The sequence below is a fragment of the Flavobacterium sp. BFFFF1 genome (assembly GCF_002256285.1).
Lineage (GTDB): Bacteria > Bacteroidota > Bacteroidia > Flavobacteriales > Flavobacteriaceae > Flavobacterium.
Genome location: NZ_NKJE01000008.1, coordinates 1 through 15,397, shown reverse-complemented (window position 1 = coordinate 15,397; position 15,397 = coordinate 1). Strand labels below are relative to the sequence as shown.

At 41.2% G+C, this 15,397-nt stretch carries 7 protein-coding genes; 2 read left to right on the top strand and 5 right to left on the bottom strand.

Annotated features, from left to right (window positions below; genetic code table 11):
* Positions 1–65 precede the first annotated feature (65 nt).
* Positions 66–320 (top strand): hypothetical protein, encoded by a 255-nt coding sequence (locus CFE23_RS06545; RefSeq protein ID WP_291085843.1) that lies wholly within the window; start codon positions 66–68, stop codon positions 318–320.
* Between the two features lie 130 nt (positions 321–450).
* Here the strand turns inward: CFE23_RS06545 and CFE23_RS06540 are convergent, their stop codons facing one another.
* The 3 genes from CFE23_RS06540 to CFE23_RS06530 all read right to left on the bottom strand — a co-directional run bounded on the left by CFE23_RS06540 (position 451) and on the right by CFE23_RS06530 (position 6,151).
* The gene (locus CFE23_RS06540; RefSeq protein ID WP_291085840.1) at positions 451–3,540 is read right to left on the bottom strand and encodes a T9SS sorting signal type C domain-containing protein; all 3,090 of its coding nucleotides are present in this window, start codon (positions 3,538–3,540) and stop codon (positions 451–453) included.
* Between the two features lie 89 nt (positions 3,541–3,629).
* Positions 3,630–4,250, bottom strand: coding sequence for a response regulator transcription factor (locus tag CFE23_RS06535; protein WP_291085837.1), 621 nt, complete (start codon positions 4,248–4,250; stop codon positions 3,630–3,632).
* On the bottom strand, positions 4,247–6,151 hold the full coding sequence (locus CFE23_RS06530) for a sensor histidine kinase (RefSeq protein WP_291085834.1): 1,905 nt from the start codon (positions 6,149–6,151) through the stop codon (positions 4,247–4,249). Before CFE23_RS06530 ends, CFE23_RS06535 begins: the two co-directional genes overlap by 4 nt.
* Positions 6,152–6,519: 368 nt before the next feature.
* On the opposite strand from CFE23_RS06530, the gene CFE23_RS06525 reads away from it, so the two are divergent.
* Positions 6,520–10,269, top strand: coding sequence for a leucine-rich repeat protein (locus CFE23_RS06525; RefSeq protein WP_291085832.1), 3,750 nt, complete (start codon positions 6,520–6,522; stop codon positions 10,267–10,269).
* Between the two features lie 540 nt (positions 10,270–10,809).
* Here CFE23_RS06525 and CFE23_RS06520 read toward each other — a convergent pair.
* Together CFE23_RS06520 and CFE23_RS06515 are read right to left on the bottom strand one after the other, a co-directional pair.
* A complete protein-coding gene (locus tag CFE23_RS06520; RefSeq protein ID WP_291085829.1) occupies positions 10,810–11,793 on the bottom strand; it encodes an ATP-binding protein in 984 nt (327 codons plus the stop codon).
* Between the two features lie 478 nt (positions 11,794–12,271).
* The coding region (locus tag CFE23_RS06515) for a T9SS type A sorting domain-containing protein (protein WP_291085826.1) at positions 12,272–15,397 on the bottom strand (3,126 nt) is incomplete at its 5' end.

The window sequence follows — 15,397 nt, the reverse complement described above, 5'->3', positions numbered from 1 at the left end:
TGGCGGAAAGTTAATATGTGACAGCTGTAATGGCTTGCTTACCAAATACGGTAAGTGTTCAGCAAATGAAATATTTTATCGTTGCAGGAATTGTGGAAAAGCAAGAGTTGAAACTCATACTTATGAAGCTTATCAATCTGGCACAAATCAAATATTCATTAGCGAAACTAAAAGAAGCCTTTGGTATAGAAAGCATAGCTAGATTAGTACGAATCTCAGCGACTATTTTATTGTCAAGGATCATTTCAATTGCTAAAAATATCCGGCAACCCATTATTTCTCAAGAGAAGGTTTTTCAGGGAGCATGGTATAGCGTGTGACACTTTTATGTTGCAATTATAAATAGGGCGATACCCTATATTTCCTGAGTAGTCAATAAGATTTAATACGACGTTGTCTTTTAATAAAAAATCCCCCAATTATGGGGGACCTTTTATTTTTTTGACCTATTTATAAAACTATTTTTTTAACCACCGTGATACCCTCGTCTGACTTGACCTGTACCATCAATACTCGCGATTCGGCCGGGAGGTTTTCAATGGTGGCAGTATCGCCGTTTATATTATCCAGTGAGTAGATTAATCGCCCTTGTATATCAAATATTTTTACCTCATTCATGGGAAAAGCTGCCGACTTTATCTGTAAGATTCCCTGCTGGGTGTATAAAACCACGCTTTCATCATGCGATGAGGTGGGTATGCCGAGTGTTGTATTTTGGAACGCCACTTGAAATCTATCTGCAAAATTGCCTTCCTGAGAAACAAAAGCATAGGCACTATCTTTAAGATTATGGGTGGTTCCGGTAAAACTATCTTTTAGAAAAATTTCCTCCCCATTGGCGAAAACGCCATCAAAATGATCGAGTGAAATAGTATAATTTCCGGACGCGACTGCTTTGAAATTCAATGCAACCAAATCGGTGCTTTCAAATGGTATAGGGCGGCCCTGAATTGTAAAATCGGCACCGTCAATAAGGCTTGAAAGGCTGGTGCCTTCAATATCTATCAACTTACCGTCCATGGATTCGTCAATATTCAAAGTAGCACCATCGAGGTATCCGACTAACATTTGACTGACATTCGAATCATTATAATTCAAGTTGAGCCAGAAGCGGCTTTTATTTTCGGTATTGGTCCTGAAGAACTGCCCATCGTTATTGCCAGTCCGCATTGTATTGTTAAAAGTCGCCATTCCCGAAGTGGTTTTCAGCAACAGGAAACCTTGTGCAGTTTGTATGGTGCCATTGGGTACCTCATTTCCGTTAGGTGCCGCCGTTCCAACTGTGTTGTAGGTGGCATAATTTGCGTTACCCGATCCTAAAGCGTTATGTGTCCAGAAGTACAGCGTCCCCGGATTCGCCTGCAAAAATTGGTCTGCGCTGATTGGCGAAGGATATGGATTCCCCAATAAGTTGAAGCCACCATTATTTGCTGTAACCGGAATTGAGAAATCACCGTTGTTTGGTTTTCCAGTAAAAGTTCCCTGAAAAAGCTGTTTAGGGGCGGGCGCATCCAAAAATGTATTAGGAGCCCTGAGCATATAGCCGCCGGGTGCCACAAAATTAGTTGCCGCAGGATTGGTTACCTGAACGAAACTATTTGTGGTTTCACTGAAAGTGTAAAAACGGTTGCTTAATGTTAAAGGTGAAAATGCCTGTAATTGTTGACCCGTAACTGGTGTCCCCCAGTAAACGTATTCTTGCCTTCTCATCATGGCATTTCTTTTGACCTTGATATTGCCCGAATTCTCCAATGTGTTGGTCTGTAATAAATTGGCATTATTTTGAAAAGTAAGTGTAGCGGTTGATGCGACGACTACTTTGTTAACGATTGTAAAATCATGGCCTGAAAGAACCGTTACGTTAGCGGTTCCGTTTACCACCAATCCGCATGCTGACAGGTCGCCTGTTGAGGTATAATCAGCGTTAATAATTGCTTTAAGATTTGCGTCTGGATAGCCTGCACTCCAGGTTACACCGTCCCAGGTTGTTGTCCCGCCCTCCGTTATGTTGAAACTCTTGCTGGTGCTACAGCCATTGGTATCGAAAATAAAACAGATATAAGAACCTGGTGCAAGGTTTGTCGCAGTAGCCGCATTTCCGCCAGACGGGAACCATGCATAACTGTACGTCCCTGAGCCACCCGTTACTGATACGGAAGCGGTGCCATCGTTCTCACTGTTGCAGGTCACATCCGTTTGCGATCCAACCGCAAGTATTTGTGAAGGCTGCGTAATCGTGAAGGTACTTGAGGCAGTACACCCATTCGTATCAGTAATATTGACAGTATAGGTCCCGGCAGCAAGTCCGGAAACTGATGCAGTTCCGTCTCCTGATGGATTTCCTGGTGTCCAGTTATAACTGTATGATCCGATGCCTCCTGTTACATTAACAGTTGCCGATCCGTTGTTACCGCCAAAACAGCTCACATCTGCCTGTGACCCGATAATGGTCATATTGGACACTGTAAGCGTAGCGGCATTTGTATTTACGGAGCCATCGGCATTTGTAACGACACATCGAAAAAGATATCCTGACATTGCCCCTGTAACGGCAGTTAATACCAACGTATTTGTAGTTACATTGGAGTAAACCCCACCATTACTTAAATTAGTATATCCTGAACCCGAATTGAGTTGCCATTGGTAGCTAATGCCGCTTCCTGCCGCGGCGACATTGAATGTCGTTGAGCTACCAGCACAAATAGCCCTGTTTGCGGGATGGGTTGTGATGCTTGGAGGCATTACAAATGTGACTGTACCCGGCGGTACAACAACGGGTAGACCACTTGTAAGATTGAACGAACGATTCCAGTTTGCTTTGGTCAGGATTGCCGTTCTTGCCGCGGCTACGTTTGCATAAGGCGCGCCCGTACCTTTGAAGGAGGCATTGGTGTAGGTGCCGCCAGTGCCCGGATTGCCCATCCATATTGTTGAGGTACTTGACGATAAGCCAGCAGGTCGGGCTGACGTCGTGGGTCCTGCGGCACATGTCCCAATAGTATCCCAATTGGCGTCACTGGCTAACGAACAAGTGCCCCAATGAAGACCGGCAATAAATGTGGTGCCCGTGGCCGTAGGGTCGCCTGCAACATTTTGGAAAGCGATAAGCTGATCGCCAGCGGTACTTAGGTTAAGGCCTGATATCGCATTACCCCCTAAAACCTGCGTTACCACCCCATTTGCGGTACCATTTACAGTAGCGGTATAAGCCGTTATATACACTTCGGCTCCGACTGTCAAATCAGAACCTGAAACCCATTTAATGGTACCCTCAGATGTGCCGGATGCCTGCCAGCTTGAAGTGAAATAGCCGCGATCCGTAAAGTAAATGACCGTTCCGGACGAAATATTCGTTAGCAGCACAAAAGAGAACCGATCGGCTGCGCTTGCATTATTTGTTCCGAAGTTTGAATCATAACCGGTGAATAACAAATCGCCAGCGGCAAGTGACGTTTGTGCAATTGCCTTGTTACAGGCAAAGAAAAACATTATCATAGTAAAGGATAAATGCAACCATTTTTTTAAGTCTAATTTGCTCATTTTAATATATTTGGTGTTTAGTATATAGGAAGTTACACAAGTCAAATTTGCTGAGTAATTTCGTCGGCTTTTTTGTAAATACAGTCGTGCTAAAACAGGATAAACCCTAATTTTACAGCTTGTTTTACTAACAGTGCGGTATTATTGGTCTTGAATTTAGCTAATAAATTAGTCCTGTGGCTGTCCACCGTTGTAGGGCTAATGAAAAGTTCTTTAGCGATTTCTGTATTTGATTTACCGCTTGCGATAAGCTGTAAAACTTCTCGTTCTCTTCGGGTCAATACTATTTCTGTTACTGTTTTGAAGGTGTTTAGAATACTTTTTGCTTCCTCCGAAATATACGTTTTATGCGATAAGACTGTTTTTATGGCTTTTAACAGTTCGTCTTTTGTAGTGTTTTTTAGCAAATACCCTTTTGCGCCACTGTCAAGCATTGCCTGGATATAACTGGGCGTATTAAATGTGCTTAAACCAATAATCAGAATGGATGGGAATTTCATTAAAATCGCTCTGCACAAATCAATTCCGCTGCAATCGGGCAGGTTGATGTCCAGAAAGAGGATATCGGGTTTTTCTATTTTAAGGAGTTGATTTGTTTGATGTCCATTTAAAGCAATGCCAATAATTTCCAGCGAACTATCGGTTTCTATAAGCGATTTTATGCCTTCAATAATCAATGGATGGTCATCGACAATTATAATTTTTGTCATATTGGAAGTTCAATGTTTACGGTTGTTCCAAGATGGTTTGAAGTAATTTGCATCGTTCCTTCTAATACGGAAACCCTGTTCCTGACATTTGAAATTCCAATTCCATTTGTTGCATTGTTGGTGTCAAAACCTTTACCATCATCTTCAATAGTAATCTGTAATGTATTGCTTTGCGCAGCTAATTGAACAATCAAATTTTTTGCTTCGGCGTGCTTCACTGCATTGTGAACCAATTCCTGAATGATTCGGTAAACCGTGACAGAATGCGTGAAATCTTTGTGGTAGTCAGCCATATTGATCGGGCTAAAAGCTACCTCTAACGCATTTGAATTGTTGATATAAGAGCAATAATCGCGCGTGGCAGTTTCCAGGCCAAACTTTATCAGATTTTCCGGAATCATATTGTGTGCGATGTTTCGCAAATCCCTGATCCCCTGATCCAGAATATCAATTGTTTTTTCGAACGACTGCGCCTCATTGGCTTCCATTATAAAGCTATTTTTCATACTGTTTAACGACTGTTTTACCCCCGACAATAAACCACCCAAACCATCATGAAGGTCTTTTGCAATTCGGGTTCGTTCATCTTCCTGGGTTTTTATGATTGATTTTGAAGCCACGATTTGTTGAATTTGACTCGCTATTTTTTGTTTTTTCTCTCTGTTCTTGTAAACAAACCAGCCTAGGACGACCAAGGCAACGATCCCAAATGATAGAAAAAAGATGATCATTTCTTTGCGTTGCAACGCGGCTTTCTGCAATTTGAGCTCGGCATTCTTTTTCTCAACTTTAAATTTTGTGTTTAAAATATTGATATTTTGCTGGGTTTCTTCTCCCCTGAAAACGTTGTCAATAGAGTCATAAACGGTATAATAATCTTCGGCTTTGCTATAATTTCCCAATCGTGTTTCAATTTCATACATCAGATAATGTACCTGCATGACGTTTTCGGGATTGTCCTTTTCTTTGGTGGAGTTTCCTAAAGCAATTTCAGCATATGATTTCGCTTTGTCAACTTGATTGTTAAATAAATAAGCTCTGGCTAATAAGCGATCACTCTTTATCCATTCAGAAACAAATTCTGGGTTTGCTTTGCTGATTTTATGAAAAATCGTTGCTGTTTCCAGCATTTTCGGATAGTTCCGTTTAATATTCCATAAATCGGTTATGTTTTCCAAAACGTATAATTGTTGAATTACGTTTTGATTTTTGTAGGCTAATTCCAGAGCCCGGCTATAGTGATAATCGGCACTATCCAATGCTTTATCATTTGTAAAACCCAAACCCAAATTGATATGTGCTTCCGCCAGAAATCTTTTTTTGGGATGCTTATTGGCATAATACAGTGATTTTCGGCTGTATGCTATCATTTTTTTGTAATCATGAATGGCATAACTGTTAGCACTTAAATTTACATACAAAATCGCGAGCCTATAAGCGTCTGGCTTGAGCTTTTCTTCAATATGTAGTGCATTTAAAAGCGCAAATCTGGTAGAATCGGGATAGCCTTTCATCGTATACGCGAACGCTAAATTGGAATACGATTGTGCTTGTTTATCGAATTTTAACTTCCTGGCATTTTCAACGCCTTTCTTCGCAAAGTAAACACAGCTGTCCGGCTCATTTTGATAGGAATAAAATTTTGCCATCAACTGATAGTACCTGCCTTCTCCATTGGGATGGTTCAATTTTTTACTTAGAGAAAATGATTTTTGAAGGTATTGTTTGAAATTTTTTGGATCATCAATATACGTTTCCGCTACATCCAAAAGCAAATATACTTTGGTGGTATCCTGTTTTGCTTTGGCAAGTTCCTGTAACAAAACTTTACGGTCTTTTTGCCCATAAACCGAAATGGAACACCAAATAATTATTAATAATAGTTTGAAAAATTGCTTCATAATTGATCATCTAAATTAAACGTCCGGCTATTTGTAAACAATGGTGTAATTCCACCATTTTTTAAAAAATTATGTGCGAATATAACGACAAAACCAGTTCAGAAAATGGTGCGTTTACACTATTTTTTGAACTTTTTTTGCCGTCTATATTTGCCGAAATAATATAGATATCATCTTAAAATTCGTCTAATACCTAAAAAAGGATAATCGCTCCTTTTGAAAGGACACTTGTTGAAAGGGTAAGTAAATTAATGACAAACATCAAAAAAATTAACTTTTACATCGTTAAAGGCAAAATGACAAATCAAAGAGGCTACTTTAATAACGCGCCTATTTTTTGTGTATCAATAACAAATAAATCTATAAGTATGAAGTTAAAATTATTTGAAAAAATAATGTTCCTGATAACATTTGTATGTTTTAGTTCCCAGTTTAGTGCAAATGCTCAACAATGTAGCGGTGAGTATGCCATCTCTATTAACCCTTGTGGCTATTGGGACGAATCAACTTTTATAATTAAAAACGAATCAGGAACAACCGTTTTTCAAGCGAATGCTACAGCGGGAACATTCACTTACGTTGCAGATGGCTTAGGAAATAATGTTGGCCCGTTTACAGTTTTTATAAGTACTATTGGGAATTATAATGACAATTGCGCTTCCTGGTCTGTTGCGGGACCAGAAGGTGAAATTCTTTCAGGGCAAATTGGCGGAGGACAAACATATACGTCAACGCCATTTTGTGCTGGCTCATCAGCAACTATTTCTTCAGTTTTATCAGGTAGTACTACGATTTGTTCGGGAAACTCAGCCAATTTAAATATTGCAATAACTGGTGGAATAAGCCCATATGAAGTAGTTTATAGCGATGGAACTTCAAATTTCTCGGTTGCGTCTTATATTTCAGAAGCAAACATTCCTATAACTCCAACAGATACAACAACGTACTCAATTATTTCGGTAACTGACGCTTCTGGTGCTTTAGGGGCTGGAAACAGTGGTACTCCTACGATTACAGTAATACCAACTCCAACAAGTTTTACTTTCGGGGGCATTAATTATGAGGTTACCGCTCCAAACACTGTTGCGGTGGGCTATAGTCCAGGCGCAAACGGTGATGTTGTTATTCCAACTTCTGTTACTAATGCTTGTGGTACCTATACTGTAGCGAGCATGAATTATGGTGCTTTTCAAGGCAATACCGGTTTAACGTCGATAACGATTCCAGACACAATAACCAGTATTGAAAGCGACACTTTTAAAGAATGTACCAGCTTAATAGCTGTTAACATTTCAAACTCGATAACCAGTATTGGCAGCTTTGCATTTATTGGGTGCACCCAGTTGTACTCCGTTACGATTGGAAATGCTGTCACTAGTATTGGTTTCGGTGCGTTTGCTAATTGTTACGCATTGACTTCTATTACTATTCCTGGTTCAGTTACTAGTATTGGAGATATTGCATTTTATGACTGTGTCTCATTAACTTCAGTTACGGTAAGTTGGACAACGCCATTACCAATTAATGCCAATATATTTAGCGGTGTAAACCTGGCCAGCGCAACACTTAATGTACCTACAGCGACCGAAACAACTTATGATGCCACTGCGGTATGGACAGATTTTGGGAACATCACATCAGGATGTACGCTAACAGATAACATTACAACGATTTCGACTTGTGGCAGTTATACCTGGGCAAATACGGGTCAAACCTATACTTATTCCGGGGTTTATATCGGCACGACAACCAATTGCGTAGTCGAAAAGTTAGATTTAACGATTACATCCACGCCAACGATCTTTGGTTTCGATGGTATTTATTATGAGGTTACCTCGCCAACAACTGTTGGTGTTTTTGACGGTTCAGGTGCAAGCGGCGATGTTATCATTCCTGCAACTGTAAATACTGCCTGTGATAGTTTTTCAGTAACGGGCATTAATTATGCTGCTTTTCAAGGCAACACAGGGTTAACTTCCATAACCATTCCAGACACGGTAACAAATATTGATACTGATGCTTTTAAAGAATGTACCAGCTTAATAGCTGTTAACATTTCAAACTCGGTAACCAATATCGGCAGCTTTGCATTTATTGGGTGCACCCAGTTGTACTCTGTTACGATTGGAAATGCTGTCACTAGTATTGGTGTCGGTGCGTTTGCCAATTGTTACGCATTGACTTCGCTTACTATTCCTGGTTCAGTGACGAGTATTGGAGACATTGCATTTTATGACTGTTTCTCCTTAACTTCAGTATCGGTAAGTTGGCCAACGCCATTACCAATCAATGCCAATGTTTTTAGCGGCGTAAACCTTCCCGGCGCAACGCTTCATGTACCTACGGCTACCGAAGCAACTTATGAAGCCACTGCGGTATGGACAGATTTTGGAAATATTACATCAGGATGTACGCCAACAGATAACATTACAACCGTATCGGCTTGTGATAGTTATACCTGGAACGGACAAATCTATACCACCTCCGGGGTTTACACGGGTACAACCACCAATTGTGTAACAGAGAAATTAGAGTTAACCATCAACCGGACCATTTGGGATGGATCATCCTGGAGCAATGGTTTACCTGACAGCAACAAAGGTGTTTTAATTTCGGGCGACTACGCCGAGGCTGCTGATTTAACAGCATGCAGTTTAGAGGTTTCGGGAAATGCAATTGTAACCATTCCTTCAGGTTTTGATTTTACGATATCAGGGAAAGTTACGGTGGCGCCTACCGCGAGTTTGACTGTAGAGAACGATGCCAATCTGATCCAACTTGACAATGTGGAGAATGCTGGTAATATCAAAGTAAAACGCGACGCCACGATGCGAAGGCTTGATTATGTTTTTTGGGGTACGCCGGTTACCGGTCAGGATTTGAAACTGTTTTCCCCAAAAACCATTTCACCGCCGGTCGGTAATTCACGTTTTTATACACTGGACGAGCCTTCCAATAGTTTTTCTGCAATCGTAGAACCTTCGGGAGTGAATTTTATCGCTCCGAAAGGTTACATGCTGCGGGCACCGAATAATTTTCCAACCAATGGATCGCTGGCGACTTTCTCCGGTGTATTTGCCGGTGTGCCGAACAATGGTGATTTGTCGATAGGCATTACAAATTCCGGGGTAGGGAAGGGTTACAATATGTTAGGAAACCCATATCCATCAGCGATTAATGCCGATTTATTCCTGGCACAAAATCCCGGCGAACTTTATTTCTGGACACATTTCAGCCAGGATGCTGCCTCAGGAGCCAACTATGCTACTTACACTACATTCGGAACTGCGGCTGCCGCAGGAGGTATTGCACCTGACGGAACAATTGCCGTCGGGCAAGGATTTATTTTCAGGAAAACAGTTGCAGGATTGGGAACGGCAGTGTTTACCAATGCCATGCGTACCGAAAATAATACCGCCACTTTTTTTAGGAATGTCCATGCTGAAAAGCACCGCATCTGGCTGAACCTGAGTAATGCCGTCGGAATCCAGAATCAAATACTTGTAGGTTATATGGATGGTGCTACAAATGAGATTGACGTTTCTGTTGATGCCAAACAAATCGAAGGCGGTATCAGCAACATTGCCTCATTGATTGGTGATGAGAAATTCAATATTCAGGCAAGAACGCTGCCGTTTTCGATTGCTGACGAAGTACATTTGTCTTTTAATGCCTTAACCTCCGGTGATTATACCATTGCAATCGATCATATTGATGGCTTGTTTGCAGACGGACAGGATATTTTCCTGAAAGATGCCCTAACTGGAACCGTGCATGATGTAAAAACATCGGCTTATGAATTTGCTTCGGAACAAGGAACTTTTGCAAACCGGTTTTCTATCGTTTACCAAAATACCACCTTGGGTACGGGAATTCCAACGATAAATCCGGAAAGTATTATTCTGTTTGAGGAAAATGGCATAATAAACATCAACTCAGGGAATGCTATTATGAAAGCCATTAAGGTATTTGATGCACGCGGCAGGTTCGTTTATGCCACCGACGGTATAAATACATCAGCTTTTTCGCTAACCGAATTACATACCGAAAGGGAAGTGCTTTTGGTACAAGTCACTTTAAATGACGGACAGTTGGTAACCAAAAAAGCGATCAATTAAAATATAGTTTATTTTTAATGCGAGAGCTCCCGCGGTCAATTGGCCCGGGAGTTTTTTATTAAGGAAAAGGCTATTTGTTCTTCGTGTAATTTTACATTAAATCAAGGCCTCTTTAATTGGCTAAGTTAAAAGTGAAACGGGTATTAGTCCGAAGCTACTTTTTTTCAACAATGGAATATTTAATTGCGAATCGACCAAAGGGGGTATGGTAGAAATTGTTTCTAAAGCCCAAATGCACAACAGGCTTTCACAACGGGATCGTAGGCACTCTAATTATTGTTCATTTACTTGTTTGAGGTGATACTGTTGTCTGAATCTGTACTCCTCAACCGAGTTCTAAAATTCGAATCCAGCACTGTTTCCGGCACGAACTCCAAAAGGGTCTGATTTTAAATGTGACTTAGAACGGTGGGACGAAATGGCAGTTTTTCAGCAGCTCTGTTTAATAATGAATTGGTGAAATGGTAAAAATCCATTATTTTAACCATAGCTTTTTATTTCCGTAAAAGTTGCTACGGTCAATATTAATCGAATGTCATACTAAAATTGCTGTATGGGAATAAATATATTGAATGTGCTGCCTTTGCCAATTTCGCCTGACGCGGTAATAATTCCTTGATGATTTTCTACAATCTTTCTTGCGATTGTTAATCCAATACCCGTGCCCTCATAATTTTCTTTATCATGCAAGCGTTGAAAAATATCGAAAATCTTGTCTTTATATTTCGGATCGAATCCCAGGCCATTATCGCTTACTGTAATATGACAATAGTCAACTTTTCTACGGAGTGCCTTATCTCGTGATGTCTCACTGGTGACTTTCTCGCTTTTAATAATGATGTGGGGAGGAAGTTCGGTTTTAGAGAATTTCAGAGAGTTTGTGATTAGGGTCTGCATTAATTGCCGGAATTGAAATGGGATGATATTGACTTCACTCAATTTTCCGAATTCGACAATCGCTTCTTTTTTCTGTAGTTCATCCTGCAAAGCCGACACAACTTCTTTGACTATTTTGCTAAGATCACTAAATTCAAATTTGCGTTCAGCGGCAGTCATGCGTGAATAGTCTAATAAATCATTTATTAATGTTTGCATGTGCGATGCTGAATGTTGTATCCGTTCAAAATAGTAGCTTGCCCTTTCTGACAGATCCTCACTTTCTTCCATGAGAATGCGTTTGCTGAAGGTCTGTATTTTTCGCAATGGTTCCTGTAAGTCGTGGTTTGATATAAAAGTAAATGATTCCAATTCCTTGTTGGCAATCATCAACTCAATAGCCCGCTTTTCTTTTTCCTGGTTTTGGAAAGCAAGTTCTTTATTGGCAATAACGAGCTCGGCAGCCCGTTTTTCTTTCTCTTCGTTTTGGAAAGCAAGTTCTTTATTGGCAATCAATAATTCAGCTGCCCGCTTTTCTTTCTCTTCGTTTTGATAGGCAAGTTCTTTATATGCGATAATTAATTTTGCATAACTATTTTCATCCTCCATCCCCAGCATATTTTTTATTTTAAACTTCCTCTTTTTCAAAGATAGCGTTTCAATCGTTTTATTTAATCTCGGTAAAGCATTATACACAGGGACACTGCGCGCTAAGTTTAACCATAAGAAAATTTTGCCTGCACCATCTTTCGAAATCGTGTAGCCACTATAATTATTTTCTATTTGGTAGTCGAGCAGCGGTCAGATGACACCTGATTTCTCAATATTCGCTTTGGATTGTTGCTTGTTAATCCATTCGAAAGTTCGAATCCAAAATATCAGAACCTGTTCCGTTCGATATTCAAGATGGGTTTGTTTTTAATCTAATTTATAAAATATTAAACAGTCACCGTTTCATATTCAGTCAGGAGAAGGAGCATTCTGGACACTAATTTGATTCTTTTAGTTTAAGTACTTGGTAAAAGCCCAAAGTTTGCTTGTAGTGTGGATGCACAAAAATGAAACTTCCGGACTTCCAGGAATAATGATCCTGAAAATCCGGAAGTTTTTATGGCTTGACGTTAGTCTAATTTTTGGCTAAAATCAGTTTCTTAGTGGTTTCAGTATTGTTGTATATGATTTTTACATAATATACCCCATCTTCATAGCGATTAACATCCATTAATGTGGTGGTAGCCGAAGGTTTGGTCTCGGTAATCAATCTGCCACGGCTGTCGATAACCACAATCTGATCCGCCACGATGTTGCCAGTGTTCACCGTGAAATTACCACGGCTAGGGTTAGGATACATTGTAATGGTGTTGGCCAATTGCGTATCGATACCCAACGAATCAATTGTGACACAAGTGCTGGTTACCGTACAGTCACCCAGGGTGATAATCACCGCATAACTGCCGTTCGCTGTCGCGGTAAAAGTTTGACCTGTTTCTCCATCTAATGTTCCCGGTGTTTCATCACATGAGATCCATTGGTAAGACGCACCAACCTGATTGGCTGTAATTGTTGCCTGGTCCAAAGTCACGGTACCGTCAAGAACATTAATAGTAATGTTGAAACTTTGCTCTGCGGAGCATGAGCCATTGTTGTTATATACATATACGGTCTGTGAGCTTGTGATAACGTCACCGGCGTTTAGCATTGTTCCAGCACCATTTGACTCAGAATAGTAATTCCCTGCTGTTAAAACAGGCAGTGTGAAGCTATCGCAGGCCGTTACATCCGCAAGGTCATCTACAGTTGGCGAAGCATTGATGGTCACTATAAAATCACTTTCGTCAGTACAAGTGTCGTTTGCGGCATAAATGTAAACCGTTTGAGATGTTGTAAGTGCTTCTCCGGCATTTAGCATTGTTCCACCACCGTTTGCTTCAGTGAAGTAATTACCTATTGTCAACACTGGTAGGGTGTAGCTGTCGCAAGCCGTTACGTCAGCGATTTCATCTACTGTTGGCGTAGTATTGATAGTGACTGTGAAATCACTTTCGTCAGTACAGGTACCGTTTGCATCGTAAATGTAAATCGTTTGAGATGTGGTAAGCACGTCTCCTGCATTCAGCATTGTTCCTGCGCCATTTGACTCAGAATAATAGTTTCCGATCGTTAAAACAGGCAGTGTGTAGCTATCGCAAACCGTTACATCCGAAAGTTCATCGACTGTCGGTGTGGCATTGATGGTTACTGTAAAGTTACTTTCAGCAGTACAAGTGTCGTTTGCGGCGTAGATGTATAATGTTTGAGATGTTGTAAGTACTTCTCCTGCATTTAGCATTGTTCCGTTACCGTTTGCTTCAGTGTAGTAATCACCCGTTGTTAAAGCTGGCAGTGTATAGCTATCGCAAGCCGTTACATCTGCAAGATCGTCTACAATTGGCGTCGCATTGATTGTCACGGTAAAATCACTTTCATCAGTACAAGTGTCGTTTGCAGCGTATACATATACCGTTTGGGATGTTGTAAGTACGTCTCCTGCATTCAGCATTGTTCCAGCCCCGCTTGGTGCTGTATAGTAATTACCTATTGTTAAAACCGGTAAAGTGTAGCTGTCGCAAACCGTTACATCCGAAAGTTCATCGACTGTTGGCGTAACATTAACCGTTACAACAAAATCACTTTCAGCGGTACAGTTACCGTTTGAAGCATAAACATAGACGGTTTGTGTCGAGCTGATAACATCACCTGCATTAAGCATGGTTCCTAAAGCACCCGCAGCAGTATAATAGTTGCCACTTGTTAGTATTGGCAGCACATAGCCATCACACACTGTAATATCGGCAAGCTCATCGACTGCCGGAATCGGGTTTACAGTTACTTCAAAATCGCTTTCTGCTGTACAAATTGCAACCGCTCCCTGAACATAAATATAGATGGTTTGAGAACTTGAAATAACATCACCAGCACTCAACATTGATCCAGCGCCGTTAGGTTCAGTATAATAGTTTGCATTTGTGGTCAATATCGGTAAAGTGTAACTACCGCATACAACGACATCGCTAAGTTCATCGATTACCGCTACGGCAGAAATCGTTACATCGAAACTAATTTCAGATGAGCAAAAGCCATTCGATGCATAAACATAAATCGTTTGGGAGTTAGTAATAGTGTCTCCACCATTCAACATCGTGCCGGAACCGTTTGTATCCGTGAAGTAGTTGCCATTAGTTAAGGACGGCAAAGTATAACTTACGCACGCTGTGACGTCGTTAAGCACATCCAAAGTCGGCAATTCGTTTACAATAATGGTCAATGTCGTTGTCAACGCACATTGTCCGGCAGTTGGCGTAAACGTATAAGTCGTTGTAGCCGTGTTATCGATTGCTGGCGTCCATGTTCCGGTAATTCCATTGTTCGAGGTTGTTGGCAATGCGGCTAATGAATCTCCTGAACAGATTGGTGCAACACCAGTAAAGGTTGGTGCAACGTTCGGGTTTACCGTGATGGTCAATGTAGTGGTCAAAGCACATTGTCCGGCAGTTGGCGTAAACGTATAAGTCGTTGTAGCCGTGTTATCCAATGCTGGCGCCCATGTTCCTGTAATACCGTTGTTTGAGGTCGTTGGCAGCGCGGCCAATGAATCCCCTGAACAGATTGGTGCAACCGCAGTAAATGTTGGTGTAACATTCGGGTTTACCGTGATGGTCAATGTCGTTGCCAAAGCACATTGTCCAATAGTTGGTGTAAACGTATACGTTGTGGTTGCCGTGTTATTCAATGCAGGCGACCATGTTCCTGTGATACCGTTGTTGGAAGTCGTTGGCAATGCGGACAATGAAGCTCCTGAACAGATTGGTGCTACTGCAGTAAATGTTGGTGTTACATTCGGGTTTACCGTGATGGTTAATGTAGTGCTTACAGCACACTGTCCTGCGGTTGGTGTAAATGTATAAGTAGTGGTTGCCGTATTATTCAGTGCCGGTGCCCACGTTCCGTTAATTCCGTTGTTGGATGTCGTTGGCAATGCAGCCAATGTAGCTCCTGAACAGATTGGCGCTACTGCAGTAAACGTTGGTGCAACGTTCGGGTTTACCGTAATTGTTAAGGAAGCTGTAGTAGCACATTGACCAACAGTGGGGGTAAAGGTGTACGTTGTGGTGGCAGTGTTATTCAAAGCCGGCGCCCATGTTCCAGTGATGCCGTTGTTCGAGGTGGTTGGCAATGCAGCCAATGTAGCCCCTGAACAGATTGGAGCAACAGC

Coding starts and splice junctions, on each gene's coding strand:
- CFE23_RS06545 (WP_291085843.1), top strand. CDS start 66: ATGAAATATTTTATCGTTGCAGGAATTGTGGAAAAGCAAGAGTTGAAA.
- CFE23_RS06540 (WP_291085840.1), bottom strand. CDS start 3,540: ATGAGCAAATTAGACTTAAAAAAATGGTTGCATTTATCCTTTACTATG.
- CFE23_RS06535 (WP_291085837.1), bottom strand. CDS start 4,250: ATGACAAAAATTATAATTGTCGATGACCATCCATTGATTATTGAAGGC.
- CFE23_RS06530 (WP_291085834.1), bottom strand. CDS start 6,151: ATGAAGCAATTTTTCAAACTATTATTAATAATTATTTGGTGTTCCATT.
- CFE23_RS06525 (WP_291085832.1), top strand. CDS start 6,520: ATGAAGTTAAAATTATTTGAAAAAATAATGTTCCTGATAACATTTGTA.